General features: G+C 75.2%; 17 protein-coding genes. 10 read left to right on the top strand and 7 right to left on the bottom strand.

What is annotated here, in order from left to right:
- Window positions 1-56 precede the first annotated feature (56 nt).
- On the top strand, window positions 57-791 hold the full coding sequence (gene ribA / locus AB0B39_RS09325) for a GTP cyclohydrolase II (RefSeq protein ID WP_357573972.1): 735 nt from the start codon (window positions 57-59) through the stop codon (window positions 789-791).
- The gene (locus AB0B39_RS09320) at window positions 788-1,495 is read left to right on the top strand and encodes a dihydrofolate reductase family protein (protein ID WP_357573971.1); all 708 of its coding nucleotides are present in this window, start codon (window positions 788-790) and stop codon (window positions 1,493-1,495) included. The genes ribA and AB0B39_RS09320 overlap by 4 nt, the downstream gene beginning before the upstream one ends.
- Here AB0B39_RS09320 and AB0B39_RS09315 read toward each other — a convergent pair.
- Together AB0B39_RS09315 and AB0B39_RS09310 are read right to left on the bottom strand one after the other, a co-directional pair.
- On the bottom strand, window positions 1,462-1,974 hold the full coding sequence (locus tag AB0B39_RS09315; RefSeq protein WP_357573970.1) for a hypothetical protein: 513 nt from the start codon (window positions 1,972-1,974) through the stop codon (window positions 1,462-1,464). The genes AB0B39_RS09320 and AB0B39_RS09315 overlap by 34 nt on opposite strands.
- The gene (locus AB0B39_RS09310) at window positions 1,967-3,334 is read right to left on the bottom strand and encodes a molybdopterin-dependent oxidoreductase (RefSeq protein WP_357573969.1); all 1,368 of its coding nucleotides are present in this window, start codon (window positions 3,332-3,334) and stop codon (window positions 1,967-1,969) included. The genes AB0B39_RS09315 and AB0B39_RS09310 overlap by 8 nt, the downstream gene beginning before the upstream one ends.
- A gap of 236 nt (window positions 3,335-3,570) precedes the next feature.
- Here AB0B39_RS09310 and AB0B39_RS09305 point away from each other — a divergent pair, with 236 nt between their 5' ends.
- Window positions 3,571-4,635 carry an NAD-dependent epimerase/dehydratase family protein gene (locus AB0B39_RS09305; protein WP_357573968.1) on the top strand — a complete coding sequence of 355 codons (1,065 nt, stop codon included), beginning with the start codon at window positions 3,571-3,573 and terminating at the stop codon, window positions 4,633-4,635.
- Between the two features lie 322 nt (window positions 4,636-4,957).
- On the opposite strand, the gene AB0B39_RS09300 is transcribed toward AB0B39_RS09305, so the two are convergent.
- A complete protein-coding gene (locus AB0B39_RS09300; protein ID WP_357573967.1) occupies window positions 4,958-6,451 on the bottom strand; it encodes a hypothetical protein in 1,494 nt (497 codons plus the stop codon).
- Window positions 6,452-6,596: 145 nt separating this feature from the next.
- On the opposite strand from AB0B39_RS09300, the gene AB0B39_RS09295 reads away from it, so the two are divergent.
- From AB0B39_RS09295 to AB0B39_RS09285, 3 genes are all read left to right on the top strand, one after another.
- Complete coding sequence (locus AB0B39_RS09295) at window positions 6,597-7,271, top strand: glycosyltransferase family 2 protein (protein WP_234591555.1); 675 nt, start codon at window positions 6,597-6,599, stop codon at window positions 7,269-7,271.
- The gene (locus AB0B39_RS09290; RefSeq protein ID WP_357573966.1) at window positions 7,268-7,948 is read left to right on the top strand and encodes a DUF2064 domain-containing protein; all 681 of its coding nucleotides are present in this window, start codon (window positions 7,268-7,270) and stop codon (window positions 7,946-7,948) included. Before AB0B39_RS09295 ends, AB0B39_RS09290 begins: the two co-directional genes overlap by 4 nt.
- A 134-nt stretch (window positions 7,949-8,082) precedes the next feature.
- A complete protein-coding gene (locus AB0B39_RS09285; protein ID WP_357574374.1) occupies window positions 8,083-8,673 on the top strand; it encodes a class I SAM-dependent methyltransferase in 591 nt (196 codons plus the stop codon).
- 11 nt (window positions 8,674-8,684) lie between these two features.
- Here the strand turns inward: AB0B39_RS09285 and AB0B39_RS09280 are convergent, their stop codons facing one another.
- Together AB0B39_RS09280 and AB0B39_RS09275 are read right to left on the bottom strand one after the other, a co-directional pair.
- Entirely contained in the window at window positions 8,685-9,698 is a 1,014-nt protein-coding gene (locus AB0B39_RS09280) for a HAMP domain-containing sensor histidine kinase (protein ID WP_357492125.1), read from the bottom strand.
- Window positions 9,691-10,383: a response regulator transcription factor gene (locus AB0B39_RS09275; protein WP_007461060.1), complete on the bottom strand. Its 693-nt coding sequence runs from the start codon at window positions 10,381-10,383 to the stop codon at window positions 9,691-9,693. The genes AB0B39_RS09280 and AB0B39_RS09275 overlap by 8 nt, the downstream gene beginning before the upstream one ends.
- A gap of 201 nt (window positions 10,384-10,584) precedes the next feature.
- On the opposite strand from AB0B39_RS09275, the gene AB0B39_RS09270 reads away from it, so the two are divergent.
- Window positions 10,585-13,368 carry an Hsp70 family protein gene (locus AB0B39_RS09270; protein ID WP_357573965.1) on the top strand — a complete coding sequence of 928 codons (2,784 nt, stop codon included), beginning with the start codon at window positions 10,585-10,587 and terminating at the stop codon, window positions 13,366-13,368.
- Between the two features lie 18 nt (window positions 13,369-13,386).
- Here the strand turns inward: AB0B39_RS09270 and AB0B39_RS09265 are convergent, their stop codons facing one another.
- Complete coding sequence (locus tag AB0B39_RS09265) at window positions 13,387-13,818, bottom strand: Rieske (2Fe-2S) protein (protein WP_357573964.1); 432 nt, start codon at window positions 13,816-13,818, stop codon at window positions 13,387-13,389.
- 189 nt (window positions 13,819-14,007) lie between these two features.
- Here AB0B39_RS09265 and AB0B39_RS09260 point away from each other — a divergent pair, with 189 nt between their 5' ends.
- Complete coding sequence (locus AB0B39_RS09260; RefSeq protein ID WP_357573963.1) at window positions 14,008-14,580, top strand: nucleosidase; 573 nt, start codon at window positions 14,008-14,010, stop codon at window positions 14,578-14,580.
- 27 nt (window positions 14,581-14,607) lie between these two features.
- Here the strand turns inward: AB0B39_RS09260 and AB0B39_RS09255 are convergent, their stop codons facing one another.
- On the bottom strand, window positions 14,608-15,783 hold the full coding sequence (locus AB0B39_RS09255; RefSeq protein WP_357497326.1) for a low temperature requirement protein A: 1,176 nt from the start codon (window positions 15,781-15,783) through the stop codon (window positions 14,608-14,610).
- A 171-nt stretch (window positions 15,784-15,954) separates the two neighbouring features.
- Between AB0B39_RS09255 and AB0B39_RS09250 the strand changes: the two genes are divergently transcribed.
- Both AB0B39_RS09250 and AB0B39_RS09245 read left to right on the top strand, forming a co-directional pair.
- Window positions 15,955-16,815 carry a S1 family peptidase gene (locus tag AB0B39_RS09250; RefSeq protein ID WP_357497324.1) on the top strand — a complete coding sequence of 287 codons (861 nt, stop codon included), beginning with the start codon at window positions 15,955-15,957 and terminating at the stop codon, window positions 16,813-16,815.
- A 94-nt stretch (window positions 16,816-16,909) separates the two neighbouring features.
- Complete coding sequence (locus tag AB0B39_RS09245) at window positions 16,910-17,926, top strand: sugar kinase (protein ID WP_357573962.1); 1,017 nt, start codon at window positions 16,910-16,912, stop codon at window positions 17,924-17,926.

Genomic DNA, 17,926 nt, shown 5'->3' with positions numbered 1-17,926 from the left:
TCGTGGTGAGACGGTACGCGTCGCCGTCCCCCGACGGCGCCGGACAAAGGAGTCCCATGCCCGAAGCACTGCCGGTCGCCACGGTCCGTACGCAGGTCACGGTGCCGTTGGCGTTTCCCGACGGCTACACCACCACCGTCCGGGTGTTCACGTTCAAGGGCCTCATCGACGGTCGGGAACACCTCGCCCTCGGCCTGGGCGACTGGGCCGGGGCGCTGGACCGGCTCGTCGCCGGTGGCGAGCCGCCGCTGGTCCGCCCGCACAGCGAATGCCTCACCGGCGACGTGTTCGGCAGCCAGCGCTGCGACTGCGGGCCGCAGCTGCGCGAGGCGGTGCAGCGGATCGCCGAGACCGGCGGGTTCCTGCTCTACCTGCGCCAGGAGGGCCGGGGCATCGGCCTGTACGCCAAGCTCGACGCGTACGCCCTGCAGGACGCCGGGCTGGACACCTACCAGGCCAACGTGGCGCTGGGCCGGGGCGAGGACGAGCGTGACTACAGCGCCGCCGCGCAGATGCTGGCCACCCTCGGCGTGCCGCGCGTGCGCCTGCTCAGCAGCAACCCGGACAAGGCCGAGCAGTTGACCCGGCTCGGCGTGGACGTCGTCGAACGCGTCCCCACCAGCATCTTCCTGTCCCCGGCCAACGCCGAGTACCTCGCGGCGAAGGCCGCCAAGGCGGCGCAGGTCGAGGCGGCGGAGGCTGAGGCGGCGGAGGCCGAGGCGGCGCAGGTCGAGGCGGCGCCGGCGCCGGCGCCGGCGGGTCGTACCCCTGACGGGCCCGTCTCCCGATGAGCTGCCGGCCGGCGTCACCACGGCCGTACGTGCTGCTGAGCTGCGCCACCAGTATCGACGGGTACATCGACGACGCCTCCGAGCAGCGGTTGCTGCTGTCCAACGAGGACGACCTCGACCGCGTCGACGCGGTCCGGGCCAGTTGCGACGCGATCCTGGTCGGTGCCGCCACGGTCCGCCGGGACGATCCCCGCCTGCTGGTGCGGTCCGCGTCCCGCCGGGCCGAGCGGGTGGCGTGTGGGCGGCCCGACTCGCCCACGAAGGTGACCCTGACCGCCCGGGGAGACCTCGACCCGACCGCCCGGTTCTTCACCGCCGGCGATCCCGACCGGCTGGTCTACTGCGCCAGCGGAGTACTGGACAAGACCCGCGAGCGGGTCGGTCGGCTGGCCACCGTCGTCGACGGAGGCGACCCGGTCGACCTCGCCTGGATCCTCGCCGACCTGGCGGCGCGGGGCGTGCGCCGGCTGATGGTCGAGGGGGGCGGAACGGTGCACGCCCAGTTCCTCACCGCCGGTCTCGCCGACGAGCTGCACCTGGTGGTCGCCCCGTTCTTCGTCGGCGACCGCCGGGCGCCCCGGTTCGTCGGGGAGGGGAGCTTCCCCTGGCACCCGGGACGCCGCGCCCGACTGGCCGAGGCCCGCCAGATCGGCGACGTGGTGCTGCTGCGCTACGCGCTCTCCGACCGGTGCCGCGATGCCTGACGGCGGCGCAGCAGGTACACGATCGCGCTGAGCAGGAAGAGCGCCGCGCTGAGCACCAACCAGCGCACGAGGTACGGGCGCTGGGTCTGGCCGGTGGCCGCCTCGTGGGTCGTCTCGCCCCAGCGCAGGATGCCGGGGGAGTAGACGACGAACAGCAGCGCCGTGCCGAGCGCCGGCACCCGCAGGTGGTTGAGCAGCGTGACCCGGTCGCGTACCACCGCGCGCAGCACCCGGTCGACGCTCGCGTACACCGGGAACAGCACCAGGTCGTGGGCGATGACCGCGCCGACGAACCAGAGCAGCATCCGGCCGAACGTCGCCTCCTGTGCCAGCCGCAGCGCCACCCAGCCGGCGAGCACGATGACCGCCGTGACCAGGACGAGGTGCCACGGCGCGGCGCCGTAGGCGGCGCGCAGTCGGCCGGCCCGTCCCGCGGTCGGCCTGTCTCGTCCCGTGGTCGGCCCGTCCCGCTCAGCCATCGGCCTGACCCCGGAAGTCGATCTCGGCGACCCACTTCGTGCAGTGCACCCCGGGCAGGGCCGGCACGATGACCCGAGCCGGGTAGCCGTGGTCGGGGGCGAGGTCGACGCCGTTGACCCGCAGGGCGAGCAACGAATCCGGATCGAGGATCTGGTTGGGGGCGAGCACCGCCGTGCGGAACAGCCCGGCCTTCTCCAGCGACGACACGCGCGCCGAGGCCGGGTCCGCGACACCGGCGAGCGCGGCCAGGTCACGAAGACGGACGCCGGTCCAGGTCTGCCGGGTCGACCAACCCTCCACGCAGGAGATGGGTAGGTCGGCGGTGTGCTGCGCCATGGCCAGCAGGCCGGGCCGGTCCAGGGTCACGGTCCGGCCGCCGCCCCGCAGCGTCAGCCGCCAGGACGCGTCGGTCTGCTCGGGGAGTACGCCAGCGGCGGCGACGGTGCGGTTGACCGGGAAGCCGTTCGGCCCGGTGCCGGGCTGTCGTCCGCGGGGCAGCAGCAGCGCCGTGCGCCGCAGCGGGCCGTCCAGGCTCTGCCCGATGGTGACGACGGCGAGCAGCAGCGCCCCGCCGCCGACCAGTCCGACCGCGCCGCGCCGGCTGACCGTCGCCGGCGCGGGTTCGGTGGCGACCAGGCCGTCCGGGTCGGGCGGTTCGGGTCGGGTCGCGGCGCGCGGGGTGCGCAGCTCCGTGCCCAGCGGGCGGGACCGCAGCGCGGTCACCAGCCGGGGAAACTTGATGATCACGTGCGCCACGAAGGCGCCCGTGAAGATCCACGCTCCGAAGTAGTGGGCGGTGTAGAAGTCGAAACCGAACACGTACGAGTACTGGATGTTGAGCAGGCCGGTGGCGATCTGGAACAGGATCCCGCCGACCAGCAACAGCAGCGTCAGCCGTTCCAACACCTGGGCCAGCGAGCGGGCCGGTGGCCAGTCGAACAGCTTCGGCAGCACCGACCACAGCTTGCCCAGCACCACCGGGACGAGCACGATGCCGAGCGTCACGTGCAGCCCCTGGGTGACCCGGAACAGCCACGACGGCCGCGTCGGCCAGTCGAACGCGGGCAGCCGCAGCCAGCCCACGTTCGTCGGGAACGCCTGGTCGAACTGCGGGCCGTAGGCGGCGTAGTCGAGCAGGCCGGTGATGATCAACAGCGGCAGCGCCACCAGCAGCACCGAGCCGTAGAGGGCGGTGAGCCAGGGGCCGCGCAACGGGCTGCGCCAGCTTCGTTCGACGGCGTCCACACCCGGTGGGGCGTGCTGCGCCAGCCCTCGCCAGAACCGGCGCGGAGCGCCGTAGCCGTCCGCGTCCGTTGCCCGGGTCCCGCTGCCGCTCGGGCCGGGTCTGCTAACCGGCACCCGCTGCCCCTTCCTCGCCGTCACACGCCTTGTCGTCCACACCGGTCGGCCCGGCCGGGCGCGTGGGGCGGCGGCGGGCACTGCCGGCAGGTTAGACCGCGGGGGTACGGCCGGGCCGGGTTTACCGCATTACCGAACGCTTACCGGGGCGCGGGCACCCGCCGAGCTGTTGCGAACTCCTTACGGGTCCGCCGAACCGGCCCGCCGGGCGTCCCGTCCGCCCTAGCGTGACCGGCATGCGCGTACTGGTCACCGGCGCGGCCGGGTTCATCGGGTCGCAGGTCGTCGACCTGCTTGTCGAGCAAGGCCACGAGGTGGTGGCGCTGGACGCGCTGCTGCCCCAGGCGCACGGCGGTGAACTGCCTACCTGGTCACGCGGGCACCACGTGGTCCACGGCGACGTCCGCGACGGCCCCCTGCTGGACCGGCTGCTCGTCGGCGTGGACGCGGTCTGTCACCAGGCGGCGATGGTCGGCCACGGCCTCGACCCGTCGGACGCCCCCGACTACGTCACGCACAACGACTACGGCACGGCGGTGCTGTTGGCGGCGCTGCACCGGGCGGGCATCGGCCGGTTGGTGCTGGCCAGCTCGATGGTGGTCTACGGCGAGGGGCGCTACGCCTGCCCCGAGCACGCCACGGTGCGCCCCGCGCCCCGCCGGTCCGAGGACGTGACAGCCGGCCGGTACGACCCGACCTGCCCACACTGCGGCCGAGGACTCGATCCGGTGCTCGTGCCGGAGGACGCGCCGCTGGAACCCCGCAGCACGTACGCCGCCAGCAAGCTCGCCCAGGAGCACCTGGCCGCAGCCTGGGCCCGGCAGACCGGCGGCGCGGTGTGGGCGCTGCGGTACCACAACGTGTACGGCCCCCGTATGCCCCGCGACACCCCGTACGCCGGGGTGGCATCGATCTTCCGGTCGGCGCTGGCGGCCGGCGTGGCGCCCCGCGTGTTGGAGGACGGCCGGCAACGGCGGGACTTCGTGCACGTCACCGACGTGGCGCGGGCCAACCTGCTGGCCCTGGACAGCAGCGCGCCGCCCGCCACGCTGGTGCCGGTGAACGTCTGCTCGGGCGAGCCGCACACGGTCGGGGAGCTGGCCGTCACCCTGGCCGAGGCGATGGGCGGGCCCGCCCCGCAGGTGGTGGGCGGGGCCCGCACGGCCGACGTGCGGCACGTGGTGGCCGACCCCCGCCGGGCCGTGGAACTGCTCGGCTACACGGCGCGTGTCGGCTTCGCCGAGGGTGTGGCCGGCTTCGCCACCGACCCGCTCCGGGAACCAGCCGCCGTCGCAGGCTGACCGACCGCCGCCTGCCGCCCGTCCACGCCGAGTGGTGCGCGCGCTGGGGATGCTCGCGCCGCGCGGTGCTTGACGGGCGGTGGTGCTGGCTCGGGCGGTGGTGCTCGCTCCGGTTGGCGCGCGCGGTGACGAGCCGGTACTGCCGTTGAGCGGTATGACGGTGAGTCATAAATATTCCTCAGAGTCATACCGCTCAACGGAGTGGCGGGGTGGCCGATGGGGCTGCGGCGGGGCGGCCAGGCCATGCGGCGGCGGGACCAGGCGGCCGGGTGGTGCGGCGGTGCGGCCGGGCGGTGCGATGGCGCCTCGGCGCGGCCGTTGGTCAGGAGACCGTCCAGACCAGGTGGTTGACGGCCAGGGCGGTGAGCGCCTGCGCGGCCAGCCACCAGCGCCGGGACCCCGTCTCCAGGTGGGCGGTGGCCACCAGCAGCCACACCACGAACGGCAGCCAGATCCGCTCCACCTCGGCCTTGCTCAGCCCGGACAGGTCCGCGCCGAGCACCGCCACCAGGGCGGCCAGCGGTAGCAGCACAGTGGGCCCGGCTGCGCGTACCGCTGCTGCCGCAGGCGTGGCCAGCCGGCCGACGGCCCGCCACCCGCTCGCGGCCGCGCCCGGCCCGAAGCGCGGCCCACCCGGCGCCGGCCCGCCCGCCGGGGTGGGGGCGGCAGCCGGCAGCGCAGCGCGCAGCCCCGGCCACGGCGACCGTGCGCCCGACAGCACGCGGCGCAGCGCCGGCCCGAGCACGGGCCCGGCGCTGAGCAGCAGCGCGGCCAGGTTGGCCCACACCCAGTAGGCGTACGGACGGTCGGCGGCCCAGCCCTGGTAGTACCGCTCGACGACCAGGTGGTAGCCGACCCACCAGTGAAAGCCCGCCGCGCTGAAGGTCGCGATCACCGCCGCGACCCCGACGGCGGCGGCGAGCAGCGCGCCCCGACGGTGCGTACGGCGCAGCGTCACCACGGCCAGCGCGAGCACACCGACCAGGAGAAACCCGTACGACAGGTACAGCGCGAACCCGAGCAGCACCCCGCCGGCCAGAGCGGCGACGCGGCCACGGACCGCCAGCAGCGCGAGGCCGGCCGCGACCACGGCGGCGAAGATGCCGTCGGCGGACGCGCCCACCCAGACCGCCCCCGGCAGCAGCACCAGGAACGGGAGCACCGCGCGGGCCGCGTCGGGTGCGCCGAGTGCCCGCAGGGTCACCGGCACCGACACCGCTACCGTCGCGCCGACGAGCACGCAGGCCAGCGCGGCGGCGGCACCTCCGCCGAGACCGATGCGGTCCAGCCAGACGAAGATGAGCAGCGCGCCCGGAGGGTGCCCGGCGGTGTGGGTGGACCACGCGTCGGGTTGGAAGTCGACGATCCGGCCGGCGAAGCCGGCCAGCATCGCCGGGATGTCGGTCACCCCGGGGACCTCGTGCAGGTACTCGGCCTGCGGGGTGAGCCGCCGGGTCAGCCCCGCCGTCCAGCCGTCCACCAGGGCCAACGACAACGTCCAGGCGACAGCGGTCGACCACGCGGCAGCCAGCAGGACACCCCACCGGGCGGTGCGCGCCCACCGGGCTCCCCAGCCCACCACCGCGACGGCCACGGCCAGTGCGGCGGGGCTGCCCCAGCCGACGTGCGGCCGCCACGTCGCGTACAGCGGAGCGGCGTCGGCGTGCAGCCCGGCGCCACGCGCGTTGAGCACGGCACCCACCAGCACGGCGGCGGCGAGCAGCGCCGCCTCCACGCCCAGCACCAGAAGGTCCCCGGCCCGGCGGCGGGGCGGGGTCCGCCCAGGGGCGGCGGCGAGAGCGGTGGTCGAGGCCATGACCACCGGACGGTACGGCGACAGCCCGCCTCCGCGCTCGCCAATCGGCGGCCCGTCACCGGACGGTAAGAAATGCCCAGGTGGTAAGGGTTCGGTAAGCACATTTGCGCCTCCACCGCTGGCTTGTCGCCCTAGCGTCGGCGGTATGCCGACTGAGATCGACGTGGTGCTGCCCTGCCTGGACGAGGCGGCCGCCCTGCCCGGCGTGCTCACCGCGCTGCCGCCCGGCTACCGGGCCATCGTGGTGGACAACGGCTCGCGCGACGGCTCGCCCGAGGTGGCCGCCCGGCACGGCGCCCGGGTGGTGCACGAGCCCCGGCGCGGCTACGGCGCAGCGGTGCACGCCGGCCTGGAGGCCGCCGATGCCGAGGTGGTGTGCGTCCTCGACGCCGACGGATCGTTCGACCCCACCGAGCTGCCGGCCCTGGTCGCGCCGGTGCTGGCGGGCACCGCCGACCTCAGCGTGGGCCGGCGACGCCCGGTCGGGGCCGGGGTGTGGCCGTGGCACGCCCGCGCCGGTACGGCGCTGGTCGCCGCGCTGCTGCGCCGTCGGGGCGTACCGCTGCGGGACCTCAGCCCGATCCGGGTGGCCCGCCGCGAGGCGCTGCTCGACCTCGGCGTCACCGACCGGGCCTTCGGCTACCCCCTCGAACTGCTGATCCGGGCCGCCGCCGCCGGCTGGCGGATCCACGAGCTGGACGTCACCTACGCGCCCCGGGCCGTCGGCACCCGCTCCAAGGTGTCCGGTTCGGTGCGGGGCACCCTGCGAGCGACCCGTGACTTCGCCGGCGTGCTGCGCACCGTGGAGGGCCCCCGGTGACCGTTCTGCTGGTGGTCGCCAAGGCGCCCGTCGCGGGGGCCGTGAAGACGCGGCTCTGCCCGCCGGCCACTCCGGCGCAGGCGGCCCGGATCGCCGCCGCCGCGCTGCGCGACACCCTCGACGCCGTCCGCGCCACCCCCGGTGTCACGCCGGTGCTGGCCTGGACGGGCCGGCTGACCGAGGCGGAGGACGCCGACGCGTTGACCGCCGCGCTGGCCGGCTGGTCGGTCCTCGACCAGCGCGGCGTCGGCCTGGGCGAGCGGCTCGCCAACGCGTACGCCGAGGTCGCGGCGGCGTACCCGGGACGGCAGGTACTCCAGATCGGGATGGACACCCCGCAGGTGACGCCGACCGGGCTGGCCGCGGCGGTCGTGCGGCTGGGTGCCACCGACGCGGTGCTCGGCCGGGCGCGCGACGGCGGCTGGTGGTCGCTCGGGCTGCGCGATCCCCGGCACGCCCGGGTGTTGCGCGACGTGCCGATGTCGACGCCGGACACCGGCCACGACACGTGGGCGGCCCTGACCGCACGCGGCCTGCGTTCCGCGCCGCTGCCGGTGCTGCGCGACGTCGACGAGTGGTCCGACGCCCTCGCGGTGGCCGTCGAGGCGCCCGAGGGCCGGTTCGCCCGACAGGTCGCGGCGGTCCGCTTCGCCCTGCTGCCGGGAGGTCGTCGGTGAACCCCGTCGACACCGCCCCGATCGAGACGACGTCGACGAGGTCGCTGGCGCGGGGGCACGACGGGTCGGCGGCGGGCACGGTGGCGGATCCGTTCGCTGCCGCCCTCGCCGACCGTGCGGCCCGAGGACGGTGGCTGGTGCACGGCGACGGTGTCCGCAGCCGGCTACCGGTGGACCGCTGGCACGGACCGGCCGAGCCGGCGGTCGTCGGCTTGGTCGACCGGTGTGCCGGGCCGACCCTCGACCTCGGTTGCGGGCCCGGGCGGCTGACCGTGGCGCTGACCAGGGCCGGCCGGACGGCGGTCGGTGTGGACGTCTCCGCGACGGCGGTACGGCTGACGCGGGCCCGGGGCGCGGTGGCGGTGCACGGTGACCTGTTCGAGCGGCTGCCCGGCGAGGGCCGGTGGGCACACGCGGTGCTGATCGACGGGAACGTCGGCATCGGCGGCGAGCCGGTGGCGCTGCTGCGCCGCTGCCGGGAACTTCTCGCTCCAGGCGGCACGGTGCTGGTCGAGCTGGAGCCGCCCGGCGCGGGGCTGTGGCAGGGCCTGGCCCGGGTGGCCGCCGAGCAGCGCGCCGGCCGGATGCTGCTCGGCCCGGCCTTCCGCTGGGCCCGGCTGGACGCGCGCGCCGTGCACCCGGTCGCCGACGCCGCCGGGCTGGCGGTGCGGGACGTGTTCCGGCGGGGGCGACGCTGGTTCGGTGAACTGGCAACGGGCCGCTGACGCCGCGGGCGTCAGGCCGCCGGGAGGCGGACCACGAATCGGCAGCCGCCGACGACGTTCTGCACGTCCACCCGGCCGCCGTGGGCCTCGACCAGCCCGCGCACGATCGCCAGCCCCAGCCCGCCGGAGCCCTCCCCACCGGAGCGCGGCGTACGGGCCGGCTCACCCCGGAACGCCACGTCGAACAGCCGGGGCAGGTCGTCCTCCGGAATGCCACCGCAGGTGTCGGCGATCGCCAGCCAGGCGGCGTCGCTCTCACACCCGGCGTCCACCCGTACGGTGCCGTCGCTCGGCGTGTAGTGCACCGCGTTGAGCAGCAGGTTGCCCACGACCCGGGCCAGCTCGGGCTCGCTGGCCAGCACCGTGGGCCAACCCGACTCGGCGGCCACCAGGCGGATGCGGCGGGCCTTTGCCAGCGGCGCGGTGCCGGCCAACGCGTCGGAGACCACCTCACCGAGCGGCACCGCCGACAGGGTCAGGCGCAGCGCCCCCGCATTGATCCGGGACAGCTCGAACAGGTCGTCGACGAGGCGGGTCATCCGGTCGGTCTGCAGGCGGATCCGCCGGTGGTACTCGGCGACCGTCGCCGGGTCGTCGACCACCCGGTCCTCCAGCGCCTCGGCCATCGCCCGCAGGCCGGCCAGCGGCGTCCGCAGGTCGTGTGACACCCAGGCCACCAGGTCCCGGCGGCCCTTCTCGACCCGCCGCTCCCGCTCCCGGGCCTGGGCCGCCCAGACCGCGGCCACGGCCAGTCGACGCCCGAAGTACCAGCCCACGCCGAGGCTCACGACCGCCGCCGCGGCGACCGTGAGCAGGACCACCTGGAGGTCGTGCGGAGACAGGAACATCGCCTGGGCGACCACCACCACCCCGGCCACCACGGCGGCCACGGTGACGGTGAGCAGGACACAGACGTGCACGGTGATCGACCTGTGGCGCAGCATCCGCAGGGCTGCCGCGCCCAGCAGGCCCACGCCGAGCGCGGCCGTGAGCGCCGCCCCGAAGATCAGCGCCAGGTCACGCATCGGCCGGCTCGTACCGGTAGCCGACGCCCCAGACCGTGACGATCCGTCGGGGTTCGGCCGGGTCGTCCTCGATCTTCTCCCGCAGCCGCCGCACGTGCACGGTCACCGTGGACTGGTCGCCGAAGTTCCACCCCCACACCCGTTCCAGCAGCTCGGTGCGTTTGAACGCTCGCGTCGGGTGCCGCATCAGGTGTGCCAGCAGGTCGAACTCGCGCAGAGTCAGGGCCAGCTCGCGGCCGTGCAGCCGGGCGATCCGTGGCCCGGTGGCCACCTCCAGCCCCGCGTCGGCCAGCAGTTCGGCCGCCGGCGCGGCCGGCTCACCGGCGCGGCGCAGCACCGAACCGACCCGCAGCACCAGCTCCCGCGGCGAGAACGGCTTGCCCAGGTAGTCGTCGGCGCCCAGTTGCAGGCCGAGCACCCGGTCCGCCTCGTCGCCGCGCGCGGTCAACATGATGATGGGTACGCCGTCCGGCCGCTCCCGCAGCCGCCGGCACACCTGCAACCCGTCCAGCCCGGGGAGCATCAGGTCCAGCACGACCAGGTGCGGCGGCCGGTCCTGGACGGCCTCCAGAGCGGCCAGACCGTCCCCGACGTGGCTCACCTCGTACCCGGCGTGTTCCAGGTAGCGGCACACCACGTCGCTGACGGTGCGATCGTCGTCGACCACGAGCACCCGCTGCGCCACCGGCCACCTCCCGGGCCAGCCTAGCCAGCGGAGCGGACGGCCCCGAGCCGGGAGATCTTGCGGTTCGCTTACGTCCCGGCCGCACCACCAGGGCCGGTCTGTCGGTGCGACGCGGCTTGCGCACCGACCGATCGGGCCGGCGGCGCGGACTGCGTACGATGCGGGGCTGAGTTTCCCTCGTCGCGGCGGAGGTATCGGCAGATGGCAGGCCAGCACGAGGGTTACGCCCTCGGTGTCGACCTCGGTACGTCCAACACGGTCGCCGTGCTGCGGTGGCCGGACGGGCGGACCCGTCCGCTGCTGATGGACGGTCAGCCGGTCAGCCCGTCCGCCGTGTACGCCGACCCGGACGGCACCCTGCACGTCGGGATGGACGCCCGGCGGTTGGCGCAGGCCGACCCGGCCCGGTTCGAGGCGAACCCGAAGCGGCGGGTGGACGAGCCGACCGTGCAGCTCGGTGACCGCGCGTACGCGCCGGCGGAGCTGCTCGCCGCGGTGCTGACGGCTGTCGGTCGGGCCGCGGTGGACGCCGTCGGCTTCCTGCCTCCGGCCGTGCTCACCTGCCCCGCTGCCTGGGACGACACGCGCCGGCAGGTGCTGGCCGACGCGCTGCTGCGGGCGGGTTGGCCGCAGGCTGCCGAGCACACCCTCGCCGGGCCGACGCCGCCGGGCACCCGGCTGCTGCGCGAGCCGGTGGCCGCCGCCCGCTACTACACGCAGGTGCTGCACCGGCCGGTGCCGGTCGGCGGCGCGATCGCGGTGTTCGACTTCGGCGGCGGCACGCTCGACGTCGCGGTGCTGCGCAACGAGGGCGCCGACCCGTGGGGTGACTCCGGCTTCCGCGTGGTCGCCGACGGCGGCCTGCCCGACCTGGGTGGACTCGATCTGGACGCGGCGCTGGTGCGGCGGGTGGGCGAGCTGCTCGGCGAGCGGCACGCCCGACGGTGGGCCCGGCTGGTCCGGCCGTCGGATGCGGCGCAGCGCCGCGACCAGGTCCGGCTGTGGGACGAGGTGCGCGGTGCGAAGGAGACGCTGTCGCGTTCAGCAGTGGCCCCGGTCGCGGTGCCGGGGGTGGCCGAGGCGGTGCGGTTGACGCGGGAGGACGTCGAGCGGGTGGCCGCGCCGCTGCTGCACCGGGCGGTGCAGCGGGCCCGGGAGGTCATCGCCGCGGCCGGCCTGCGCCCCGACCAGCTCGCCGGGTTGTTCCTGGTGGGCGGCTCGTCGCGGATTCCGCTCGTCGCTCGGATGCTGCACGCCGAGCTGGGGGTGGCGCCGACGGTGCTGGACCAGCCGGAGCTGCCGGTGGCCGAGGGCGCGCTGACGGACCTGCCGCTGCGCCGAGCGCTGCCGGCGTACGCGGGACCGCAGGCAGCTGCGCCCGCGCTGCCCGTACCGTCATCGGCCGGCCCGCCCGCCCCGGCCGCGCCGGCCTTCGCGGGTCCGCCTGCGCCGGCTGCGGCGTCGAGCGCGCCGACCGTACCGTCGCAACCCGGGCCGGCGGCGGCCCGGCCGGGCGGCCCCGGCTGGCCGCCGGCGCTCGCGCCGACCGTGCCGGAGCCGCCGGGCGCCGGGGGCACGCTGGTCGGCGCGGCGAATGCCACGCCGACGCCCACCCCGCCCGGCGGTACGACCTGGCGGCGGGCCCGGTGGGTGGTGCTCGGGGCGGTGCTCGCCCTGGCCGGGGTGGCCACCGCGGCCACGCTCTACCTGCTGCGGGACCGCTACCCGGACCTGGAGTTCGGAACGCTGCGCGAGCTGTCGAGGGTGCCGGCCGGCGCCGAGCGGCCCGGCGGCATGTGGACAGCGGTGCTCGGCGACCGGGCCTACCTCGGGTACCCGCTGCCGGACGACCGGCTGGAGGTGATCGCCGTCGACACCGGCACCGGCGACGAGCTGTGGCGCCGGCAGACCGGTGTCACCGCCGACGACTGGGCCGGCCTGGTGGCCGTACCGGGGGCGGTCGCGGTCCTCGCCGACGCGCCGGGCGACAGCACGCCGCGTGAACTGGCCGTCCTGGACGCCCGCTCCGGCGCCCAGCGCTGGCACCGGGCGGTCCGCGGTGACGACGACGTCTACTTCTCCGACGACACCGCAGTGCTGGTGGACCGGGCCGCTGGGCGGCTGGTCGGCCTGAAGCTGGGCGACGGCACCGACAAGTGGAACAGGCCCAACCCGCGTGACCAGTACGGCGGCGCGCGTACCGTCGTCCGGCCGGTGGGCACCGACGAGGCGGCGGGTGGGCCGGCGTACCTCGACGGTGGGGCCCGCGACCCGTGGACGGGCAAGGGGCGACGGCTCGTGCAGATCGGGGCCGACCGGTCGGCGCGGCTGCTCGACATGTCCTCCGGCTCGGTGCTGCGCGAGTGGGGCAACGTCGCCGACCTCGACGACCTGGTGGTGGCGCACGAGGACCGCCTGTACGTGGCCCCAACCGACGGCGGGTACCAGGTGCTGGCGTACGACCTGGGTTCCGACGCGGCGCCGGTGGTCCTCTACCGGGCCGGGAACGCGGAGTACCGGCCGAAGACGCTGGTGGCCTGCGGCGAGCGGCGGGCCTGCCTGGTGCAGGTGCGCAACAGCGAGGCCGAGCGCACCGAGGTGGTCGCGGCGACCGAGGGGAAGCCGGCGATCTCCTGGTCGGCGCCGGGCGCGACAGGTCTGGTCCCGGTCGGCGAGCAGGTGCTGACCCAACGGGAGTACCCGAAGGCGACAGTCACCCTCTTCGACGCCGCCGGCAAGGCGGTGCTGACCGACCGCCCCGGCGTGGCGGCCCGACTGGACGCCGGCAACCTGCTCGTCTTCGCCGAGCCGACCAGCACGGTGGCGGACAACCGCAGCGTGGCCGGCGTGTGGGCCGAGTCGGGCGACGTCGACGAGTTGGGCCAGCTCGTCGACGTGCGCAGCGCGTCCTGTTCGTGGAACACCCGGGTGATCGCGTGCGGGGCGGACAAGGACTTCGTGCTGTACCGGTTCACCGACGACTGACCGCCCGCGGGACGGCGGTCAGGCGCGGACGATGTCGGTGCCGTCGACCCGTACGGGGATCTCGGTGAGCCCCCGGGTGGCGGGCCCGCCCAGGCGGGAGCCGTCGCCGACCGCGAACGTGGAGTTGTGCGCCGGGCAGGTGATCACTCCGTCGCGCGGTGCGCCGACCCGTACGCCCTGGTGGGGGCAGGTCGCGTCGTACGCGGTGAAGGTGCCGGCCTCGGCCTGGACGACCAGGACCCCGTCGACGACAGTGCCGCCGCCGACCGGCACGTCGCCGGTGTGGGCCAGGACGGTGCCCGGGGCGGCAGCCGTCCGGTCGGCCGAGCTGTCGCCGGCACCGCAGGCGCTCAGCAGCCCCGCCGCGCCGAGTGCGCCGGCTCCGGTCAGCAGCGTCCGCCTGCTCAGGCACCAGCGCTTGTCGCGGAGGAACTCCTGTCCGTCGTACACCCTCGTCACCTCTCTCGTCGGCGGCCCGGACCCCCGGGCGGCGTCGCCGGTGGTCGGCGGCGGTGTGGCCGGGCGGGTCCGATGGTCGCGGGCCCAGCCTGCCGCACGAGTCTGGACGTGCGGTGGGACGAACCTGGATGGTGACTGGGTGCACAGCGGGCCGTCGACGACGGCCCTTAGGATGCTCCGGTGATTCTTCGGGGTACGGTCCGCGCTGATCGTCCGCTGGTGGTGCTCGCGGTGGGGGAGGAGGCCCGCTACCTGCCGCCCGACCTGCCGGTGCTGCTCACCGGCATGGGCAAGGTCAACGCCGCCAGCGCGGTCGCGGCGGTGCTTGCCGCGGGGCCGCGCCCCAGCCTGCTGCTCAACCTGGGCACGGCCGGGGCGCTGCGTCAGGGGTGGGCGGGCATCCACGAGGTCGCCACAGTGCTCCAACACGACCTGGACACCGACCTGCTGCGCACGCTCACCGGCGAGACCTACGGGGCGCCGCTGGCCCTGGCCGCCGAGGGGGCGGTGCTGGCCACCGGCGACACGTTCGTGGCCGACGACGACGCGCGGGACCGGTTGGCCCAGCGTGCCGACCTGGTCGACATGGAGGGGTACGCGGTGGCCTGGGCCGCCGCCCAGGCCGGTGTGCCCTGCCGGTTGATCAAGCAGGTCAGCGACGAGGCGGGCGACGGCGCTGCCCGCACGTGGCGGGAGTCGGTGGACGCCTGCGCCCGGGACCTCGCCGACTGGGCCGGTCGGCACCTCGTCTGACCGTCGCGGGTCGTCCGGCCCGGCGGGTCATCGTGGTCGGAGCCCGCGCGTGGTTTCCCGGTCGCCGGCACCGGGGATCAGGACGTGCCCGGCCAGCGCGAGGGCCACGATCGCGGTGACCAGCACCGGTGGCCAGCCGCCGGCCCAGGGCAGCAGCAACAGGGGCAGCAGTTGCGTCGCCACTCGCCGCCACGGCACGTGTGAGGACAGCAGGTAGGTGAACAGCGCGCGGCCGAGCACGAACACCAGCGGTCCGCCGATGATCAGCATCAGCCACCGTGCCGGGGTCGGTCCGGTCGGCCGGTCGACGACCAGGTCGAAGGAGGCCGCCGTGACGGCCACGCCGACCAGCAGCACCAGATGGGTGTACGGAGCGATCCGGGTGGACCTGCCGGGCACCGACGCGGCAGCGGTCTCGAGCAACTCGCCGGCTCGGAAGACGTAGATCTGCCAGAGCAGCAGCATGATGGCGAACGCGCAGAGCAGCGAGGTGACCCGGAGGCGGTCGAATTCGCTGCGACTGACCTCCAGGGTGGGCACCAGGATGATGTCGCCGAGGGCCAGGATGACGAACTGCTGGTACCGCTCGCCCAGGTGTGCCGTGGTCCGGTTGTACTGGTCGAGCGGCACCCGGCCGAGCCGCGGTGTGGGATAGCGCGCCGCCGCGGAGAGCAGGTCGATCGCGATCGCGATGATCCAGATCCACCACCGCGCGGTTTCCGCCAGCGCGCCGATGATCCAGAGGACACCGGACACCAGGAACCAGAACAGGAACCGGGTGGCGCGCGCCATGGCCGCGTGGTGCTGCTGCCGGTACAACGTGCTGACCAGGACGATGCCGCGTACCACGTGGGTGCCGACGTAGGCGAGCGCGAAGACCATCGCCTGCCCGGTGGTGATCATCGGCAGCGATGCCGCCATCCCCACCGAGCCGACCATGGCGATCATCAGGATGGCCTGGATGGGGCGCTGCTGCGGGTCGTAGAACTCGGTGGTGGTGGTGGTGACCGACCAGGTCCACCAGATGGCCGTCAGCATCAGCAACGCCGCGCCGCTGTGGGCCCAGGACTCCTGGTCGGCGAGGAGCTTCGAGGTCTGCGCGAGCGCGGCCACGAAGACCACGTCGAAGAGCAGTTCCAGCAGCGTGGCCCGGGTCGACCCGTCCAGCCGGCGTACCAGCGCCCCGGTGCCTCCGGTGGTCATGCCCGGCCTCCCGCCGTGTCTTGCGAGGATTATCGGCGGCCTCGGCGCGGGCCGTCCCCGGATCGGCGATTCCCACCGGTCGGGGAAGAGGACGACCGGAGGTTGCCTCGGCGTCGGACGCCGGGCGATGCTTTACCGCATCCATCAATCTCGATCTCTTCGGAGGTTCGGATGCGCCGCTCCCCGCTGGTCGCCCTCGTCCTGACCGTCCTGCTGCTCGTCGCGCCCGGCGCGGCGCAGGCTGCCGTCCCCGACCGGGCCGCCGCGCCCGCCGCCGACCCGGCCGCCCTGCTGACCGGGGTACGCACCGCGGGCACCGCCTGGGGCCTCGACCCCGCAACCGGCCGGATGACAGTCACCGTCGACGACACCGTGGCCCCCGGCGAGCTGACCGTGCTGCGGGCGGTGGCCGACCGGGCCGGTGCGCTGCTGCGCCACGAGCCCGGAACGCTGCGTCCCCTGATCGCCGGTGGGCAGGGCATCTACGGCGGCGGCGCGCGCTGCTCGCTCGGCGCGAACGCGCGCAGCGGCAGCACCTACTACGTGATCACCGCCGGCCACTGCACCACCGCCGCCGCCACCTGGTACGCCGACAGCGCGCAGACCACGGTCCTCGGCACCCGTACCGCCACCAGCTATCCCGGCGACGACTACGGGCTGATCCGCTACACCGGCCGGATCGCCCACCCGAGCGCCGTCTACACCTATCCCGGGCTGCTCACCATCAACGGCCCCGGCACCGCGTACGTCGGTCAGGCGGTGTGCCGCAGCGGCGTCACGACCGGGGTCCGCTGCGGCAGCGTCACCGGCCTCAACCAGACCGTCAACTACGCCACCGGCGTGATCTACGGCCTGATCCGCACGAACATCTGCGCCGAGGCGGGGGACAGCGGCGGCCCGCTGTACGTGGCGTCCACCGGCACCATCCTCGGCATCCTCTCCGGGGGCAGCGGCAACTGCACCTCCGGCGGCACCACCTACTACCAGCCCATCGCCGAGGTGCTGGCCGCGTACGGGCTGACCCTGCCCTGACCTGCGTTGCGCTCAGCGCAACGGGTTGCTCGGCTGGCACAACGCGCCTAGGCTCGGCGGCGCCCCGGACCCTTCCCCGAGGACGTGTGCCGCCATGTCGAGCAAGCCCCGACCCGACCCCGCTGCCGCCCCGGCCGGCTCCCCGCCGGCCGAGGTCGTCACGGTGGGGGAGACCATGGTCGTGCTGTGCCCACCGCCGGGCGAGCCGCTGGAGCACGCCGGGCGGGTCGCCGTCTCGGTCGGCGGCGCGGAGTCCAACGTGGCCGGTTACCTGGCCCGCCTCGACCACCGGACGACCTGGGTGAGCCGCGTCGGCGACGACCCCTTCGGCCGAGCCGTCGTCCGACACGTCGCCGACGCCGGCGTCCGCGTCGACCTGGTGGGTGTGGACCCGGCCGCCCCGACCGGCCTCTACCTCAAGGATCCGGGCCCGACGAGCACCGCCGTGCACTACTACCGGGCGGGCTCGGCCGCGTCCCGGATGGACGCGAGCGCGCTGGCCGACCCACGGCTGGCCGGCGCGCGGGTGCTGCACCTGTCCGGGATCACCCCGGCGCTCTCCGCCTCCTGCCGGGCGCTGGTCGAGCACGCGGTGACCGACCGGCCGCTGCCGGGCGCGCTGGTCAGCTTCGACGTCAACCACCGGGCGCGGCTCTGGCCCGCCGAGCGGGCCGCGCCGGTGCTGCGTGACCTCGCCGACCGCAGCGACCTGGTCTTCGTCGGCCAGGACGAGGCGTACGCCCTCTGGGGCGCCGCCGACGCCGCCGCGGTACGCCGGCTGCTGCCCGGCCCACGGACGGTGGTCGTCAAGGACGGCGCGGTGTGCGCCACCGCCCTGTCCCGCGACGCCGCACCGGTGATCGTCGCGGCGCCCCGCGTGTCGGTGGTGGAACCGGTCGGCGCCGGAGACGCGTTCGCCGCCGGCTACCTGGCCGGGCTGCTGCGCCACCTCGACCCGGAGCGGCGCCTGCGCCTCGGCCACCTCGTCGCCGCGCAGGCGCTGGGCAGTGCCGGCGACAACGCGCCGCTGCCACAGTGGCCCTGGTTTCAGCGGCTGCTCGACGGCCCCTGGTCACCACCCGACCTGACCCGCGTGCCGGCGGAGGGCTGA

Origin of the sequence: Micromonospora sp. NPDC049114, assembly GCF_040648635.1 — a bacterium.
Taxonomy (GTDB): Bacteria; Actinomycetota; Actinomycetes; order Mycobacteriales; family Micromonosporaceae; genus Micromonospora.
Note: the sequence above shows the minus strand (reverse complement) of the source record. Positions and strands in the feature narration are given on the sequence as shown.